Source organism: Zooshikella ganghwensis DSM 15267 (assembly GCF_000428585.1).
Classification (GTDB): Bacteria; Pseudomonadota; Gammaproteobacteria; order Pseudomonadales; family Zooshikellaceae; genus Zooshikella; species Zooshikella ganghwensis.
The window spans coordinates 1-17,986 of sequence record NZ_AUAF01000006.1 but is presented as its reverse complement, the minus strand read 5'-3'; the positions used below and the strand labels follow the sequence as shown (position 1 = coordinate 17,986).

The window sequence follows — 17,986 nt, the reverse complement described above, 5'->3', positions numbered from 1 at the left end:
AAACTACAAAGGCGCCGGTGTCGTGACAATACCTTTAGTTATAGCAGTTTAAACTCAATCATTTGTGCTTAAATTTCATATAAGATGTACCGCTAAATTTCGATTTGCATTAAGCCAGTTTTTTGTTGACACCTGTTCTGAAGTACCCTTTTCCCAAAATCAGCATAACGAACGTCCGCCAAATACCCCTTACATCGATGTATTATTTTTTTATTTAAACCTAATCAGAAGATGGTAAAAGTAGCTTTACAATGCTTATATAATAAGCATGATAGCGGCGGCATTATAATCTAAACTTTGGAACTGCTAAATACCCTAAAATTTGGAAAAAACTGATGAAATTAATTCAGCAGGCAATAATTGTGCTTACTTTGAGTCCATTAATTCAGGTATCCCATGCAGATACGATAACCATCCGAGCAGATAAATGGTTTCCCATTAATGGTGAACCTAAGGATGAAAAGCCAGGTTATATGATTGAAATAGCTAACGCTATTATGAGTGAACACGGCCACCAAATAGATTACAAAATGATGCCTTGGCAACGTAGCCTTTTGGAAGTCAAACAAGGCAATTATGATTGCTTAGTAGGTGTAAGCAAAAGCGAAGCACCCGATTTTATTTACCCAACCGAATCATGGGGCAAAGTTGGCTCTACCTTTTATGTCAAAAAAGGCAATACCTGGACCTTTAAAGGCATTGACTCACTCGAAAACCAGCGACTTGGGGTTATTGGTGGATATGATTATAGTGACAATTTAGATGCCTACATAGAAAACAAGCAATCATCGCCCATGGTTAAGGTCATTAGCAGTAATAACGCGCTTGAAAAAAATCTAAGGAAGCTGGTCGCTGGGCGCATTACTGTGACAGTTGGAGCTGATTTGGTCGTAAAGTCAAAGCTCAATGAACTTGGCTTAAGTAATGACATCGTCGAAGCTGGCTTACTCCTTGAACCAGAAGACATATACATTGCGTGTTCTCCAGCAAAAAATGTTTCACAAAATTACGTTCAATTATTTTCTGATGGCATCAAAAAGTTGCGGGAAACAGGCAAACTTAAAACCATTCTCGATAAGTATGGACTAGATGACTGGTTGTAATATGAAAAAATATATTGTTCTACAGTTTCTCATTTGCTTTTAAAACTACTTTTTCAAGTCTAAAAATTAGGTATTCTAATCTAGGGCCTGTTAACACTATTTGAATCACCACTGCCGTAGACTATTTTTTCGCCTAGCAAGGCACAAGGAATGCCGTGTAGTCATTCTACATAAATGACTTGTAACACTGCTAGGTGGATCACAGCCCGAAGGGTTATGACGGTAAAAGCACTACTCGTTGTTGCTCATTGTTCATTTAGAATAACTAAACTTCACTCTTCGCGCCTAGATTAGTGCTTTTACCGTCATAACAGTGATATTCAAATAGTGTTAACAGGTCCTAGCATAAACTGTTGCCAATGCCACATCCATACGGCAAACAGTTCAACAAGCTTTCTTGCTGTATTCCCGACTTTGTCAGAAGCAACTTATTGGCGATATTTTCCTTCCGCACTGTCCTTTAGAATTTGTTCATACATACCTGATGCTTTAATTTTTTCCATTCCTTTATTAAAAGCATCAACATAAGTTTGTGCATTATCAGCCTTTTTACTGATAATCAAGTAATAGTCAGTTTCTCTTATTGGATGAGGGTGATGGATAATTACCCCCTTTGCTTCAGGCATTGTTTCAATCATCTCATAGCCAACACCCAAAGTTTGTGGGAATAAGTCAATTTTCCCATCAACTAATTTTTTCATATTACTCGCATCTTTAGATATGCGATAAACTTTAATTTTTTTCTCTTTTTCAGCTCCCTCGAACTCGTCACCATAAAAGTAACCTACTGAAGCACCGATACGATATTTTTTTAGGTCATCAAATGTTTTCCAGTCAAATTGCATATCTTTACGGTGAAAGAAAACATCCTTTAATTTCATCACAGGCTCAGTATAGATAAATGAGCTTTTACGTTCATCAGACATTGACCAGCCGACCGTGCCTTGCCACTCTTTACCCTCTTCTGCCTCATTATAAGCTCTTTTCCATGGGTAAAAGCGATATTGAACTTCTATGCCTTCAGCCTTGAATGCTTCTTCAACTATGTGAGACATAACACCTTTGTGTTTATAACCCTCAGCCATAAATGGAGGCCACTCTCCGATGGTTAATTTAATTTTGCTATCAGCAATAACATACAGACTACAAATAGAGAGAAAGAATAAAAAGACTGCTCTTACAAACGTGTAAATCATAACTACAACTTCACTTGAATGAAATTTGCTCCAAGTGTAGTTTGATTAGAGCATTAATACCTAAAATAATGATAATTCAAAAAAGGTTAGATCAATGATTCTAAAAATCACCAACAACACTTATTATAGGTACTATCATCAAGGCCAAAAGTCTTTAATCTATGGATAATTCTCAGCATAACTACACCGCTCATGCTTTTTATAAAAACCTCCCCAATGGTCGATGTTCTGGCACACTATCTATCGAAAACGGTAGAATCAGCTTTATTGGTGGTGAACAGAAACTAGCCATTCCTATTGAAGGCAGCGAGTTTAAATTGGGCGGTGCAAGTAATCGCCTGGTATTTATCTCTCATCCAGACTGGCCAGAGCTGTCGTACTACACCAGTGACCGATCGATACTGAATGATCCTTTATTGATTGATCATCCTACAATTGCTGTCCAGCTATCTCATGCCAAACGAAAACGCACAACAAACCATATCATCTTTATAGTCGTTAGCCTGCTATTTATTGCCAGTCCATTTTCACTTTACTTCGCCATAGACCCAATGGCTGCAATGATTGCTCGGCAGGTACCAGCAGACTGGGAACAAACTCTAGCCAAACGAGCCTTAAAACAGTATCAGTTAGAAAGCACGTTCATGCCTGATAAGCAGGCTGAGTTACTACTTAAACCTCTTACCAGCCCCCTATTAGCCGCATTACCTGATAAACGCTATGATTTTCATTTTTCAATTTCATTAGATGAGGAAGTCAATGCCTTTGCATTACCTGGAGGCTATATTGTTATTCATTCAGGACTCATATTAAAAGCAGACAGTGCCGAAGAATTACTGGGTGTTGTTGCCCATGAAATTGCGCATGTGACAGAGCAACATGGACTACGCAATATGATCAGTGCCAGTGGCACATTTATTATCATAGATGCATTCCTTGGCGATATGACAGGACTTTTAGCAGTAATTGCCGAGGCTGCTCCTTTATTAATCAACCAGAGTTACTCCAGACAGTTTGAAGCTGATGCCGATGAAAAAGGTGTTGTGCTATTAAAAGCTGCCAATATTAACCCCCAAGGACTCCACCAATTCTTCAAGAAAATTCAAGAGGAAGAAAAAAAACGCTTATCGCAAGTTACCGATGATGAAAATCACGCGTTAATCCAACAATCTTTGGCATTACTGAGCAGCCACCCAACTACATCAGATCGAATTGATCAGCTAAAATTACTCACACAAGCAGATAGTGCTTCATTTCGTAATCTGGATAAAGAATTTGACAAATTGAAACAAGCTGTACAACAATTTGTGACTCATACTTCATCGGACATAACTACAGATGAAAACTGAAATTAAAGGCGGGCGAGCCTTTTCTTACTTAGATGTTGAACTATCTCCTGGAGAGAGAATAACCGCTGAGTCTGATGCTATGGCAACCATGTCAGCGGACTTAGACTTGAACTCTCGTTTTAATGGTGGTTTTTTTCCTGCATTAGCACGTCATTTTTTAGGTGGTGAAACCTTATTTATTAATGAGTTCGCTAATAATACTAAAAGTACTCGACAGATAACCCTTGCTCAGCCAACTCCTGGCGAAATAAAAGCCATTGAGTTAAAAGGACAAACGCTTTACTTGCAACCTGGTGCATTTTTAGCCTGTACTGAGGGTATTAAAGTAGGCGTTAAGTGGGCTGGTTTTGTTTCCTGGTTAGCCAAAGAAGGTCTCTTTAAAATTGTGGTTAAGGGCAATGGCACAGTATGGTACGGTGCTTTTGGCGCACTTTTAGAAAAGCAAATCGATGGCGAGTATATTGTTGATACCAGCCATTTAGTTGCCTACGAACCCACCATTAAACTCAAGCTACAATTAGCGGGTGGCATTTTTTCCAGTCTTTTCAGTGGTGAAGGGTTAGTAACACGTGTCGTAGGCAAAGGCAAAATCACCATACAAACACGTAGTTTATCCGGGCTGGCAGGTTGGATAAACCCTAAACTACCTTAGTGTCTGTTGATGTTTTCACAAAGGGCCTCTTAATGGAAATACAGCTATTGCATCGGCCAGGAAATACTGCGGCTAAAGTCACCTTAAACCCCACTGAGGTGTGCACTGCTGAATCTGGTGCCATGATTGCGATGAGCAATAACATAAACGTTACTACCACCACCCATAAGCGAGGCAAAGGCAGTATTCTAAAAGCTGTAAAGCGGATGGTCGCTGGTGAGTCATTATTCATTAACCATTTTGAAGCACAAAACACCACGGGTGAGGTATGGTTAGGCACGGCCTTGGCTGGCGATATGGAAGTCATGACGCTGGATAATGAAACACTGGTTGTACAAGGCAGTTCATTTCTCGCCTGTGAACATGCCATTGAGATTGACCTGGGTTGGCAGGGGTTTAAATCAATATTATCTGGCGAGCGGGTATTTTGGGTCCATTTAAAAGGCTCAGGTAAAGTACTTATAAGCTCTTTTGGCGCTATTTATCCTATTCATGTGGATGGTGAGTATATTGTTGATACGGGCCATATTGTCGCCTTCAATGAAACATTGGACTTTACCATCACCAAAGCAGGAAAAAGCTGGTTGCATTCATTTTTGGGTGGAGAAGGTTTAGTCTGTAAGTTTCATGGTAAAGGTACTGTTTGGTGTCAGTCACATAATCCTAGTAGCTTTGGTGCTATGCTCGGCGGTGATCTGAGATCTCGATAGGTTTTGTCTTATTTTAAGTGAATGGCTTTTAATCTGTGATAACAAGCTTTAAACCATAGATTAATTAAAGTGATAATTAAGTTTAAGCGCCGTAAGCAGAGACAAAAGCGATTCGCACAGGAAGTTCACAAATGCAAGATAACCAATATCACGTAACATTAACAGGTAAAATAGCAGATGCTACAAATATAGAGCATGCATCCGCTCAGTTTGCTCGTTTGTTCAAAACAACACCAGAAGTAGCGATGCAAACATTACAAAAAGGTCCAGTCACGATAAAAAGAAATGTTGATCAGGCAACCGCTATTAAAATTCGTAATGTATTGGATAAGTTAGGTATTGGCTGTCGTATTTTAACTGCAGACGAAGCTGATGCTGAAGCAAGAGCAGCTACTCAAAACCTTTCTGTAAACAACAACACGTCAGTAAAAAAAGACTCCTCCTCACCCATCAGTGACACATTTGAATCACCAACCGATCATCCTGGCTTACAGTTTAAAATAGAAGGTAAACCTGATTACAGTTTTGTAACAGTCCAATTACCTGCCAATCAAACCTTAAAAGTAGAAGCCTCGGCCATGGCAACTATGGACACCCATATCGAGATGAAAACGAAACTTAAGGGTGGCCTGGGACGATTTGTAACAGGAGAGTCTATTTTCATAAATGAGTTTACTGCCGCCCATGGCCCCGGTGAAATTGGTATTGCACCAGGCGCGCCTGGCGATATGATGCATGTGTATTTAAATGATGAAGTATTGTACTTGCAAAATTCCGCTTTTGTCGCTTCGGCTATGTCCGTAAACATTGAAACAAAATGGCAAGGCTTTACCAAAGGCTTTTTCTCTGGTGAAAATTTATTTTTAATCCGCGCATCGGGTAAAGGCGATTTATGGTTCAATAGCTATGGAGCTATTATCGAAATTGATGTTCAGGATAATTATGTGGTCGATACTGGCAATATTGTAGCGTTTACCGAACACCTCGATTATAAAATTAGCAAAGTGGGTGGTTATAAATCATTATTTTTCTCAGGTGAAGGCTTTGTTTGTCGTTTTTCTGGTAAAGGTAAGGTATGGATTCAAACCCGTGGAGTAGATGCTTTCGCATGGTGGGCACATGCTTACCGTCCTGCACGCAGCAGTGGGTAATATGCCCTTTATGAGTCCTTTTTTAACCACTCAGCTCAGGAGGTAATACATCATACTTGGCAATACCCTCAGGAAAAACGGCCCAGCTTGGCGCAGAGGCCGTATAAATAGCAATATTGGGCTTTAAGTTCTCATGGTTATCTAAGGTGCTCGCAGAAACAGAATAAAAATTCCCTACTGTAACTTCGATACATAGCGTAGTTCCACAATGACCACAAATATTGTGTATCATATCTTTTCCTGAGTCACCTAGGCGGGTATACAATGTAGGCTGCCCTTTTGTAAAAGTCAGCTTTTCTTTTGGCACCCACACACCAAACCATTTATCAGAACCAGTATGCACTTGACAACTTTTACAGTAACAAAAAGCTGTATTAATTGGCTCTCCATCAATTGAGTATGCAACTGCTCCACATGCACACTGACCTTTATATTCTCCCATACAATAACCCTTCTGTCTTTTTGAAAACACTTAAACAGAATAAACCAGCCCTACTGACAGCGTTATGTCAGTAGGCTGATACTGACTAGGGCCTGTTAACACTATTTGAATCACCACTGCCGTAGAGTATTTTTTCGCCTAGCTAGGCACAAGGAATGCCGTGTAGTCATTCTACATAAATGACTTGTAACACCGCTAGGCGGAAAAATAATCACGGCCCGAAGGGTTAAGACGGTAAAAGCACTACTCGTTGTTGCTCATTGTTCATTTAGAACAACTAAACTTCGCGCCTAGATGAGTGCTTTTACCGTCATAACAGTGATATTCAAATAGTGTTAACAGGCCCTAGCATTGCACAATAAAAACTAATTGGATAATTGTTAACTAGATCTGCACTGGATATAAATTTGCCATTGCCTGATCAACTGCCGCCCGGCACACCACGAAAGCTGATGCCGCCTGACATGTAACCGTTGCCTGATGAAGTTCAGTTAGATTATGTTCTACTTTAGCAATTTCTTCCGCATATTTTTCTTTTTGTACATTATTAGATTCAACAGCATAAAATGCTTGAAGTGACTGTTGATAGTCGTACTGCTTTAGAAGTGTAATCTTTATTTTTTCTTCCTGAATTTTAAAACCAGGGTCAACATAAGGTTCATTGGGTGGATTAAGGGCAAAGTGTCCAGAATCATCATAGCGCCGAGTGTCAAATGACAGCACTTTCATTGGCGCAGCGCTTAGGTCCTGGTGATAACCATTATCACCAAATAAGTAAGCAAACAATAAATTAGCGGTATTAAAGCAATCGTTAATATTTTCAATCTTACAGTACTGAGGATTATCCCTGAGCAACTGTTTTAATTTTGGGGTATTACCGCCTTTTGTTACCACATTAATGCTGTAAACAGCATCTTCTGCATAGTTGTACCACTCTTTGGTATATGTTTTTGTCTTTTTGACAAATAACACCCGTACTTTGACTTTAGTAACAAACTTTTTATATGCTTCCTTTGACTTAAAGTGCAACTTTGCCGTCACATAAACCTCACCTCCGGTATCCATATGATAGATAAACTCATCGCCGCAGTTACTCATTACGCTGGTTGGGTCTGCATGGGTCATTGCCTGCCCTAGAGATGTTAAACGACGATTTTCTAGAGTATAGTTGGGTCCATTGTAGGCAAGTTTAAGGGTTGAAGCTGCTGTCGTTTTATTTTCTGAGATACGCGATGTCATCGACACACTGACAGAGCCAGAAAATATAATAACATTTACGCCGCCTTTTATCTTACCAAAAACCTGCTCCATGGTATCTTTGACTTGGCGAGATCCTAAATAACTTAACTCGACGCTGGTATCTCCAGCTTTTTTCCAGTGCCCAGCAACACATGCCTGCTTTTTAAAACCACTACGACTATCAACACCAAGCCCAAGCCATGCTAACTGCGCATTATCTGCTATGTATTCAGCAGTCATCCCCTGAGAAGATAACGAAATCAATGATGCCGTTAAAAAACCAAGCAAACTAGATTTCAAAGCAGCCTTGTTTATAACACTAGACCCAATATCATAGTGAGCACTATACATAATTGGTAGGATTGTGGTTATTTTTTTCACCGGGTTGGTTCCTACAAAGTAGTACCTAACTTGTGTGTACTATACCCTTCATAAAAAGGGTATAGCTTTAAAGATATTAATTTATGAAATAATCACCGTAAGTCGTTAACGCAAACTCACAAGGAGTCCACTCTAGGACACCATCGTTGGGTCTAGCATTATCAACAAAAACAGGTGCCCAGCGTAACTTACGATAAGCAAGCGACTGTCGATCGGTTTCCAAACCTTTATTGGTGGCTGTTTGCCGTGCAACTTCACATTGATGCACAGATTTAATTTCACTGTTTACTTCTAACTGAGAGTGGTCATACTCAGCGATACAGGCTTCTTCTGCAGTGCTTGCACAGGTTTCTTTGACATTATTCCAATAATCGACACATTCAGTGCCAAAAGGATGCTCCTGGCAGTACTTGGCAATGTCATAATATAGCCAAGCGTTGTTATACGCCGCTTGTTTAATTTGCTCCACTTTCGTGCGCTGCTCACTCGGCATCCAACTAAAGTAACTTGCAAGTAAATCAGATGCACGCTGTTCATCCTTAATTGCGCGCTTATAATTATCCGTCATCTCATAGATAATTTGATCACGTTGCCAACTGACTTCTTGATATTCTGGAACTAAACGTTTCACGTCAACTGTACTACGGTCATAACGAGTTGTTTCATAACTTACAACGTTATAGTCACTTAATGAGTCAAACTGTGTTTGAAAATCAGTTTTTGCATACTGAATGGACTCTTCAAATAAATCAAAGCACGGCTTAGGGTTTTCCAATGAGCAAGTAATAATATTATTAGGAATAACCTTTAGTAATTCTATTGGATTACCCCCTTTTTGCAGTGCTCTCACAGTAATTTTAACCGATTTCTTAACCTCTTCATCCAGAAAATCCAGCTCACCTTTAACGGATACAATCCCCCCAGCAACATCAACGCCTAAATATCCCCCAATATTATCTTTATCACGGCTATTTAAAAACTCCACCTTCATGTTAACAAACAGCTGGGCACCGTATTCAATGGAAGTCACAAACTCATCACCTGCCAGCTCAGCTAATTTATTTTGGTACTGAGTGGCTATGGCGTCTCCCACTGGAGATAAAACAAAACCTGTATTAGCGTTTTCAGGCAGTAAAACACGCTTTTTGGGTGTAGCTGTTGCACTGAAGGTATAAGAGCTGGCAAACTCCGACTCTGCAGCTTCTTTAGCGATATGAGCACCCGCATTAACCTGCACAACATTAATTGCTACAGAAGCATCAACACTACCATTAAGCATACTCAGGACTTCATCATAACTGGTATCCTGATCATAGGTAATGGTAAATTTAACACCACCATAATTCTGCCGTTCTACACCCGCAACAGGTTGATGATTTAAAAAAATCTCTCTTGAACTGTCGTAAGCAGTACCTAATTGAATATGATCATTGACCAAGCCAGGAATTTTTGTGCCAAACCGTTCCGACATCATCGACCACGATCTTTCTGGCTGGTTATCAAATGGTAAATCTCTGTTCATTGCGGCAGCAGCATTATTCACACTCAGTGCTGTGCTCACCAACAGACCTGAAAATAATATTGATTTCATGTCCTTGCCCTGCCTTAATTAATCTTAATGGTGTATTCTTCAACTTCACCGAAACGGATATTGTTACATGGATTACGACTACCACCACCCACGTCCATAGTTATTCGCATTTTGGTAAATCCTGGTTTTGCATTGGCAGGAATTTTAATCAGTTTACTAATCGCCTCATCACTCACTTCATTGATTAAAATAGCTTCACCTTTATCAGAAAAATCACCATCTCTATTCCAGTCAATCCAACCGTGCCATGTTTCAGGCCATGCCATAACTGTAAAACCAGGAGTAACTACCAGATGATAATTACCGCCACGGTCTACTTGAATAACACGTCCCCAAAAATTAGACAGGTTATTAGCACCACTAATATTAGTAAACGTGCCAAACTCAACTTGTTTTATATAGCCCTTTGATGAGTCTCTTGCAGATATTTTACAATAGTCCTTAAAATCAAAGCTGGTAATTAAGCCAATAATCCGATACCCCACAGGTATTGTTTTACAAGATTCACTGACTGAAATACCCGCTTTCCAGTTTACAGGGTTTTCATGGTCTTCATTACCAAACGTTAAATATTGAGGAAAGCTCTTAAGTCTACCGTCTTCATAAAGCCATGTTTTTTTTAACTCATTAATTGTATCCTGTTCAGATTGTAAGTCAGTAGCATCATACATTCTTTCCCAGGTTTCAACCAATAGACCACTATAGCATTTTTCTAGCCACTGAAAGCGACCAACAGCTTGAACCGGTGAAAGGATATCATCCCACATACCATAGTTTTGATATTGATTTGCATAGCTAACACTTGAAAAAAAAGCAGCCATGCAATAAAGCATAATGATTAAAATACGATTCCTTATTAACATCTCTTTTTCCCTATCAAAGTGAGCTTAAATTCAGTTTTGAATCATCATACGTTCTAATACTACTGGCATTAATCATTTGCTCACGTTCACGGCAATAGCTGCCGAGGGGATTTTTTTGACAGTAAGAAACGGCACTGGCATAGCTATACGCATTGAATCGCGCTTTAATTTCAATATCTTTAATAGTTGCTTTATCCTCTGAATTTAACGTAGCTGAGTAATAGTTTAAAATATTCTCTGCTCGACGCTTATCTAACATAGACTTAACCCAACGATCACTCATTCGTTTGACCGAAAGCTTGGTCAAATACTCAACATCCTCATAACCTGTTTGAGGCAGTAATACATTTAACGCAGGACCAGAATATTTATACTGCTGCGTATAAAGTTTGACAGGGTTATATTTATCTAAACCATTAAGTTGATTAATATAATCTGTTTTAAGGTAAACAACAGCTTCTTTAAATAAATTAAAACAAGGTGTCGGATTAGCTAAACTACATTTCATTAAACCATCAGGAATAATATTCGCTAAGCGAAGTGGATCACCCCCCACTTGTTTCGCAGTAATCGATATTTTGACAGAATTTTTAGTCGCTTCATCCAATAAGTTCAAATCACCACTGACATTGACAACACCCATGGCATCGACTTTTAGATAACCACCAATATTCTTTTTATCCTTAGCACTGCGATACTCGATTTTCATATTTATTAACAAATATGAGCCATACTCAATCGCTGTTACAAACTCGTCGCCCAATTCCTCAAAACGATTTCCAGGGCTTTCATCAGCTAACTCCACCGCTGCCGCTGTAGGTTGATATCCTTGGTTATTTACAGGCACCAGTAGTCGTTTTTTGGGTTTACTATTTAGATAAAAAGTATAGGTACCTGTATATTCATCCGCTGCATTTTCAGTAGCGTACTCACCACCTGCATCAACACTCACGGCATTCACTTTTACACCAACATCAACACTACCATTGACCATATCCAAAAGCTGCTTATAACCTAGATCAACCGCAAAGCGAATTTCCGATTCAGTATTTCCATAGCTTTCATCTATATCACCGTTAACGGCTTGAAAACCATAAAATCCACCTTTTTTACTATGATAGGCTGTCCCCAAAGGAATATTATCATTATCGATGCCTGGTATTTCAGTTGCAAAGCTTGCTGTAGAAGCTAAACTCACCCCTGCTGTAAGTACCATGGCCTGGATGAAGTTATACTTTTTTATCTTCATCAATATATGTCCTTAAATTTAGCGTTTACGTCTGGGCACGTCTAAAAATCACATTTTTAGGTATGCTCACTAATTGATTAATAACGCCCTGCTATTCATGAAGGAAAAACTCAGAATCAGTAACCGTGTATGTGATGTACAGCTTTTCACACAGTTACTGATATCTTTAGGTAATTACTGGTTATTCAAAAAGTCTTGATGCCAGCGTTCAGGGATTTGTTGTAATTGCTGTTCAACCGTTAACGATTGTTGATCTTTAAAGGAGTAATCTGCTTGCATAGTAATTCCTCCTACTAACAGACCATTAGCAAACACAGCTTTTGAATCCGTTGCCAGTACGACTTTTGAATCTTCGAGCTTAGCTAGTTTTAGATTATGTACTGTATCGTTATAGTTTTCATTAGCCACCTTTATAACAGATGTAGTACCTTGCTGGGTAATTAACTGGTCGCCCTGCCGAACTTCCTGCGCCCAAACAATACCTCTATTTTTAGTGAGTACTGGGTGAGTCTCCGTTAATAATACAGATTTTCCATCTTTAGTATTGATGCGAACCATCGGTAAAACTTCATTACCAATGGAAGTATCTTCAACACTCATAACTAAGCCATTAGCTTGCACTTGGTCACCAATCATGACTTGCTCAATAGGTTTTTGTGTACCATCAGCCATTGTAATCAGTGTACCTTTTGCCATACAGCTATATTCGAAATACATAAAAGGCATTCGACTTTCAATAACCCATTGATGTGAAGGTGTTTGGCTATTATCGGCAGTAATATCCACGGTAAATGGTTCTATCCCTTCATAAAACATGAGATTAACATCTGCTATAATATGGATCTCCCACTCAACATTTTTGAACCGTTTATACATTGTCGCAGTACCGAATACAGCCTGTTCTCTAGGGATGTCCCAGGAAATAATAGTATGTGGCCTACCATCAATCATTACCTCACGAGGTGGGTCCATAAAGTCGACAAAAGTTTTTCCGGTTGCAGGATCAACTAACTGGGCATGTTCTCCAGTATTGGTTGATATCCAAATATTTGTTTTTCCAGTTACGAATGAGTCGGCGGGTACTTCAGAAGGCTTATATATTTTTTTTACTTTATGCGGTATTGTAATTGTTCCTTGAAAGGGAAGTTTAATTAATAGCTTATCATTTGGCGTATTAGCAGGATACATTTGCTCATAATCACAGTCACCATGATCTCGATTTAAACATACCTGTATTTTATTATCTTCATTTTTATCCACAGGTGCTATGAGATCAAGTTCACCATTTGAACTTTCTCCTTTTTTCTTCGCTTTATACTCACTGACTGTTTTTTTAGACCTTGTGACATAATGACCTTTATTACCATCAGCATCTTCATATATCACTATCGATTCAACAGTTAACAAATCTCCATCATCGTAAACAGCGCTAATAATTTCATCGGTTACTGGACTATAAGCCACCACATTATTTGCATTTCCTGCAAATGCATGTATTCCTCCTGGATGCCCCAGTTTAATCATCTTTTTGGGGTCATCTGGATGAGGTCCCATTACAACAGCACTGGTATAAGTATACGTCATTTTACCTGTAATACTGGTCCTAGCTTTTGCCAGCATTTCATTCTTTTTCGTTTTGACATTTTTACCCGCATCCAAATCTTGAATTCGATGAAAAATATCTTTAGGTTTATTATTCGTTAAAATTCTCGCTAAATTAATCTGCTCATTGTTATTAGCACTCAATAATGAAATAGCTCTGTCTTTTGCTACGCCTGACTTCAGCATTTTATGATATTCACGTTTTAATGTGTGCTCTTTTTTAGACTGCTCCAACATTCTATATAACTGTGGCGACTTTTCTCTGGTAGTACCCGTTAGGCGTAAATGCTCTAAAATATAATCATATTGTTTTTGGTCAGAAAGGTCTAATTTGACAGCATTACTTTTCTTACCTATGACTTTGTCAATATGATCTCGTGCCTTATTAAACGAAGGCGTTAACTCCTCAACAGGCGCAGATAAACGGTGTTCAACAGCACAGGCTGGATTACCTAGCCATAATGCCCCTGACATCGCTATGGCAGCGATAGCAAATGAGAGTTTATTAAGTTTCACGACGGAGTCCTCTTTATGCTTTTTATACCCTTCGCGAATCAATTTTAGGTTTTGTTGTCAGGCTCTTGACCACCAAGGATGGTGGGAATGCAGTTTACTGCCACCCCAGTCACTTATTTATATAAGCTCCAGGGGCTTCATCGCTTGACAGCCGCCCCTAAAAAAACCTTCACTGTGGGTATAGTGTTGATTGCTCAATTTAGTAATAGTTATTCTGTTTTATTTTTTTCACAGAAAAAGACACCTATTAACTTCAGTGAATACATTTTAATTATTCTAACCAAACAGATATCTTTAACTGGTGATTATTGACGAACTAAACCGTATCTTTGACGACTTATTTTGTTAAGGCAAAATCATACTATTGTAAATTAACAATATAGTCTTCTACCTCCCCGCCTATGCCATTCAAAAAATGACCAAATGTGCCACAAGCACTGGGACGCTCATTACTTTTCAATATTACACGCATTTTAGTTAAACCTGTGCTTGCTGTTACTGGTATCAAAAAACTATCTGCAATAGTTTCTCTAAAGTTTGATTCTGTTACCAGTTTTTCATTATCTTCAAAACGACCATTTCGGTTAAGGTCTATCCAAATACCCGCATAAGAATCTTTCTTACCCCATGAATAATATGGTGTTAAAGCGTAATAATATGTATTTCCTTTTTTTAAAGAAATTGTTTGATCTGTGTAGTTTTGATAGCCACCACTATTCCCCGAACTATTCAAAAATGTTCCGAGTCCAAATTTATTTATATAGGCGTAAAAAGCATAACTGCCTTGTGCGTTACAATAACCTTGCGGCAAGCCTGAAGTATCTGCTTCATTTTCAAAAGTAATTTCTGCCACATCACTGGTATATATACCATTCAAAACAAGTGATACCCGGTAAGAAATTGGAGGCTCACCTTCTCCTGGTACTTCAAATTGATGTGAGATTTCGCTGTTAAATGCCGGTTTACCACTGAAAGTTTGACCATTGATTTGCCACTGCCAATCCATTTCATCAGGTAGATATCGTGAAGTATTTTTAAAATAAACAGTATCTTCTACCTTTCTGAAGCTAAAACTGACTAGCGGATCTGGATGAGTATCCGTCCCACCATTGATAAGCAGATAGTCTTCAAACTCCCCAACCTTGAGTGAATCACAAGGATTTTTTATTTTCGTTCCCCAACTCATGGCAATACGCATTCGCGTACTGGCGTTAGCGGGCATTAAAGGTATAGTTATTTGTGAGCTTATGTTCTCTTTACTCTTAAACTCAGTAATTAACTCGCCTTCATCAGCAAAATCACCGTCGCCATTAGAATCAATAAAAACTGACCAATAATGACTATAGCTATTACTCTCTTTATTTAGCTTAATAGTAAAATTTTCACCCGCATTTACTTTAAAAGGAGTATTCAAATACTTCCCATAACCCGAGGTTTCTTGCAAGGTAACAGGCCCTAATTGTTGACCTAGAGCTGTACTCACTAAACTAACTTGTTTGATAAAATCTTGATCACCAGGATTACCCGAAGGCGTACAATAATGTGGCGTTAAACTTATTGTCTTACTGTATGTATATTGATTTCCTGAACTATCCTCTACGGTGAGTGTGACTTTATAGGAGCCATCCTCCTTATATTGATGTTCTACTAATGCAGCTGAGTTAGTTTCAATTTGTGTAAGCCCATCACCAAAATCCCAGTGCCATTTTACAAAAGAAGAGCCATTCACACGACCCCACTGGTGACTCAAATTAGTAAAGGTAACTTCACGGTAAGAGACACTATAGTCAAACAAAGCATGGCTCCCCGTATTACTCAGCACATACACATCTACTTTAGCAAAAGCAGACATAATTTCTTTTTCAAGCTCTTCAATTGTTTTCCCTGCTAGCGCTGTATCTGAAACATTCAAGTTTTTGGCTTGGTCTAATACACACTGTGCTGCTTCAGTAAAACTTGGGTAATCGCCCCAGCAATTTACTGCAGCCAGAGCAAATAATTCAAATCCTTCAAGTGGAGTCCATCCATTATTGTCATTAATAAGATGATAAAATGCTTTGTTAAAAACACCCGCTGAGTAGTGACCATTTTGTTGCCAATGATAGTGTTTAGCACTATCGATTGACTTACCATCTTGAGAAGGTTTTTCAAAATAACGAGCGGCTTTTCCTTGCTTAAATGACTCTTTATTAAAGAGCCAATCATTAAGGTTAGAGCTTTGTGTTTTCCCTAATAAATATTCTGCTGCTTCACCTGCAATATCTGCAAATGACTCACTGATACCAAATGAGTGACCAGCATCACCTTCAAGTTTTGAGTATGTTTCAAGAAAACCATGAGCTAGCTCATGCGTAATAGAATCCAAAGAAACCAAAGGATAAAAGTACTTATCACCATCCCCCAAATTAATATACTCTCCATCCCAGAACCCATCATCTAATTTAGAGCCCGAATGTACACGAATCTTGACGGGTTTCTTCTTCCCTCCATGCTTACCAAGAGGCCCTTTATGAATAAACGGTAAACGGTCAAATAACTGATACGCTACCTGACCATGAAATTGAGCATCACTCTTTACACCGTAAGCTTCATTGATTTGAGTCTCATCGTGCTGTCCAGACAATGAGCAGGGATAGCGATAAGGCGTTTTAATAGCATCATCCTGACTGGCATCCAGAACTTGCACATTATCTTGATCCATTGTGCAAGTAGCTACCCCATCGTAACTTACTAAAAATGTATTTGCTTCTAATGCCGTATCATTTCTGTTTAAATAGTTCGGCTGACTATATTGACGATAACCAACCTTCTTATTTCCTCCATAACCACTACCAGCAATACGTTCACTTTCGTATTTAATTAGGTCTTGACGGGCAATGATAGTTTGAGAATAGGGATCTAAAAACAGTTTTTCTCTTATTGGCTTAATAATAGATGGGGAACGCGCTAAAAACTCAACTTTATAGCTGTAGTGGGCCTTATCATTTGAATCAATATAAATAGCAGGTTTAACTGTATAACCTGTGAGTTGCCAATCACTCACAGCCTGTTGTCTCTTTAAATAGTTTTCAACAAGCCAAAGCTTAACTTTGTCTAGAGTAAAATCGGGTGGTTCTGCTGTAGTTACAATATCTCTTTCTAAATTTTTAAATAATTTCTGGTAAAGAACTTGAGCGTTATGATGATTATTTTTACTAAGTATTAAGCCAGAACCTTCAATATCTATCCCTCTATAAACTTGCTGGTAATGTTCGTATTGATCACTATGATCGTAATAGTTACTTTCAGCTCTTTTAAGTAGAATTTTATTGTTTGAATGTTCAGCAGAGTGATTTATAACTGTAGAGTGACTTTTTTTATCGACGTGATACAGTCGACCATTAGCAATTTTAAAGGTATTCACCTCTAATGGCTTCAACCTTTCTGCAGATACACTATTAAAAGATAACAGCAGAAGAGTCATCAAAAAAAGTAGATGATCTCTCATTACAACCCCCTGTATTAGTCTTTATACTATTAGACTCTTCTTTTTTCCGTATTTATATTTTATATATCAATGTAATATTTTTTATCAAAGTCACGCTAACCTATTCCATACTCACTTTCAACTAATTTTTAAGTTACGAAGTATAGACTTTGGTCTAATCCGTTAGCTTTCGCTTATATACCCATAGCGTTTGAGAATTAGGTTTAATCTTTTGATTTAACAAGGGAAATTGTATATCCTTTGCGACCATGAAAGGATTTTGGCTCACAGAAGAAGAATTAAAGGCGTTGCGCATAGCTCATAGGGCTGAGCGCAATCGTCATGCAGCGTATAAAATCAATGCAGTGATTTTGCTTGGTAGCGGATGGAAGCTAAACCAAGTTAAAGATGCATTACTCATCGATGACGAAACCTTACGTTCTTACGTAGAAAAATATAGATCAGGTGGTGTTAAG

Annotated in this window: 14 protein-coding genes; 6 read left to right on the top strand and 8 right to left on the bottom strand. The window is 38.6% G+C overall.

Features of this window, described 5'->3' with window-relative positions:
- Positions 1–335 precede the first annotated feature (335 nt).
- Positions 336–1,103, top strand: a complete 768-nt coding sequence (locus F607_RS0102520) for a substrate-binding periplasmic protein (RefSeq protein ID WP_051310759.1) — start codon at positions 336–338, stop codon at positions 1,101–1,103.
- A 428-nt stretch (positions 1,104–1,531) separates the two neighbouring features.
- Here the strand turns inward: F607_RS0102520 and F607_RS0102515 are convergent, their stop codons facing one another.
- Positions 1,532–2,299 (bottom strand): substrate-binding periplasmic protein, encoded by a 768-nt coding sequence (locus F607_RS0102515; RefSeq protein WP_038289726.1) that lies wholly within the window; start codon positions 2,297–2,299, stop codon positions 1,532–1,534.
- A 161-nt stretch (positions 2,300–2,460) separates the two neighbouring features.
- Here F607_RS0102515 and F607_RS27860 point away from each other — a divergent pair, with 161 nt between their 5' ends.
- The 4 genes from F607_RS27860 to F607_RS0102495 all read left to right on the top strand — a co-directional run bounded on the left by F607_RS27860 (position 2,461) and on the right by F607_RS0102495 (position 6,161).
- On the top strand, positions 2,461–3,648 hold the full coding sequence (locus F607_RS27860) for a M48 family metallopeptidase (protein ID WP_051310757.1): 1,188 nt from the start codon (positions 2,461–2,463) through the stop codon (positions 3,646–3,648).
- On the top strand, positions 3,638–4,300 hold the full coding sequence (locus F607_RS0102505) for a TIGR00266 family protein (RefSeq protein WP_027706780.1): 663 nt from the start codon (positions 3,638–3,640) through the stop codon (positions 4,298–4,300). The genes F607_RS27860 and F607_RS0102505 overlap by 11 nt, the downstream gene beginning before the upstream one ends.
- Before the next feature lie 32 nt (positions 4,301–4,332).
- Positions 4,333–5,010: a TIGR00266 family protein gene (locus F607_RS0102500; RefSeq protein WP_027706779.1), complete on the top strand. Its 678-nt coding sequence runs from the start codon at positions 4,333–4,335 to the stop codon at positions 5,008–5,010.
- 131 nt (positions 5,011–5,141) lie between these two features.
- Complete coding sequence (locus tag F607_RS0102495) at positions 5,142–6,161, top strand: TIGR00266 family protein (protein ID WP_027706778.1); 1,020 nt, start codon at positions 5,142–5,144, stop codon at positions 6,159–6,161.
- A gap of 22 nt (positions 6,162–6,183) precedes the next feature.
- Here F607_RS0102495 and F607_RS0102490 read toward each other — a convergent pair whose 3' ends face one another.
- The 7 genes from F607_RS0102490 to F607_RS0102455 form a co-directional block, all read right to left on the bottom strand.
- On the bottom strand, positions 6,184–6,603 hold the full coding sequence (locus F607_RS0102490; protein ID WP_027706777.1) for a GFA family protein: 420 nt from the start codon (positions 6,601–6,603) through the stop codon (positions 6,184–6,186).
- A gap of 384 nt (positions 6,604–6,987) precedes the next feature.
- A complete protein-coding gene (locus F607_RS0102485; protein ID WP_027706776.1) occupies positions 6,988–8,223 on the bottom strand; it encodes a hypothetical protein in 1,236 nt (411 codons plus the stop codon).
- A gap of 76 nt (positions 8,224–8,299) precedes the next feature.
- A complete protein-coding gene (locus F607_RS0102480) occupies positions 8,300–9,814 on the bottom strand; it encodes a hypothetical protein (protein ID WP_027706775.1) in 1,515 nt (504 codons plus the stop codon).
- A gap of 14 nt (positions 9,815–9,828) precedes the next feature.
- Positions 9,829–10,677 carry a GEVED domain-containing protein gene (locus F607_RS0102475; RefSeq protein ID WP_157365361.1) on the bottom strand — a complete coding sequence of 283 codons (849 nt, stop codon included), beginning with the start codon at positions 10,675–10,677 and terminating at the stop codon, positions 9,829–9,831.
- A gap of 13 nt (positions 10,678–10,690) precedes the next feature.
- Positions 10,691–11,926, bottom strand: a complete 1,236-nt coding sequence (locus tag F607_RS27855) for a hypothetical protein (RefSeq protein WP_051310753.1) — start codon at positions 11,924–11,926, stop codon at positions 10,691–10,693.
- Between the two features lie 174 nt (positions 11,927–12,100).
- On the bottom strand, positions 12,101–14,044 hold the full coding sequence (locus F607_RS0102465) for a Hint domain-containing protein (protein WP_027706773.1): 1,944 nt from the start codon (positions 14,042–14,044) through the stop codon (positions 12,101–12,103).
- Between the two features lie 361 nt (positions 14,045–14,405).
- Positions 14,406–17,531, bottom strand: coding sequence for a GEVED domain-containing protein (locus F607_RS0102455; RefSeq protein WP_027706771.1), 3,126 nt, complete (start codon positions 17,529–17,531; stop codon positions 14,406–14,408).
- 248 nt (positions 17,532–17,779) lie between these two features.
- Here F607_RS0102455 and F607_RS27850 point away from each other — a divergent pair.
- The coding region (locus F607_RS27850) for a hypothetical protein (protein ID WP_038289721.1) at positions 17,780–17,986 on the top strand (207 nt) is incomplete at its 3' end.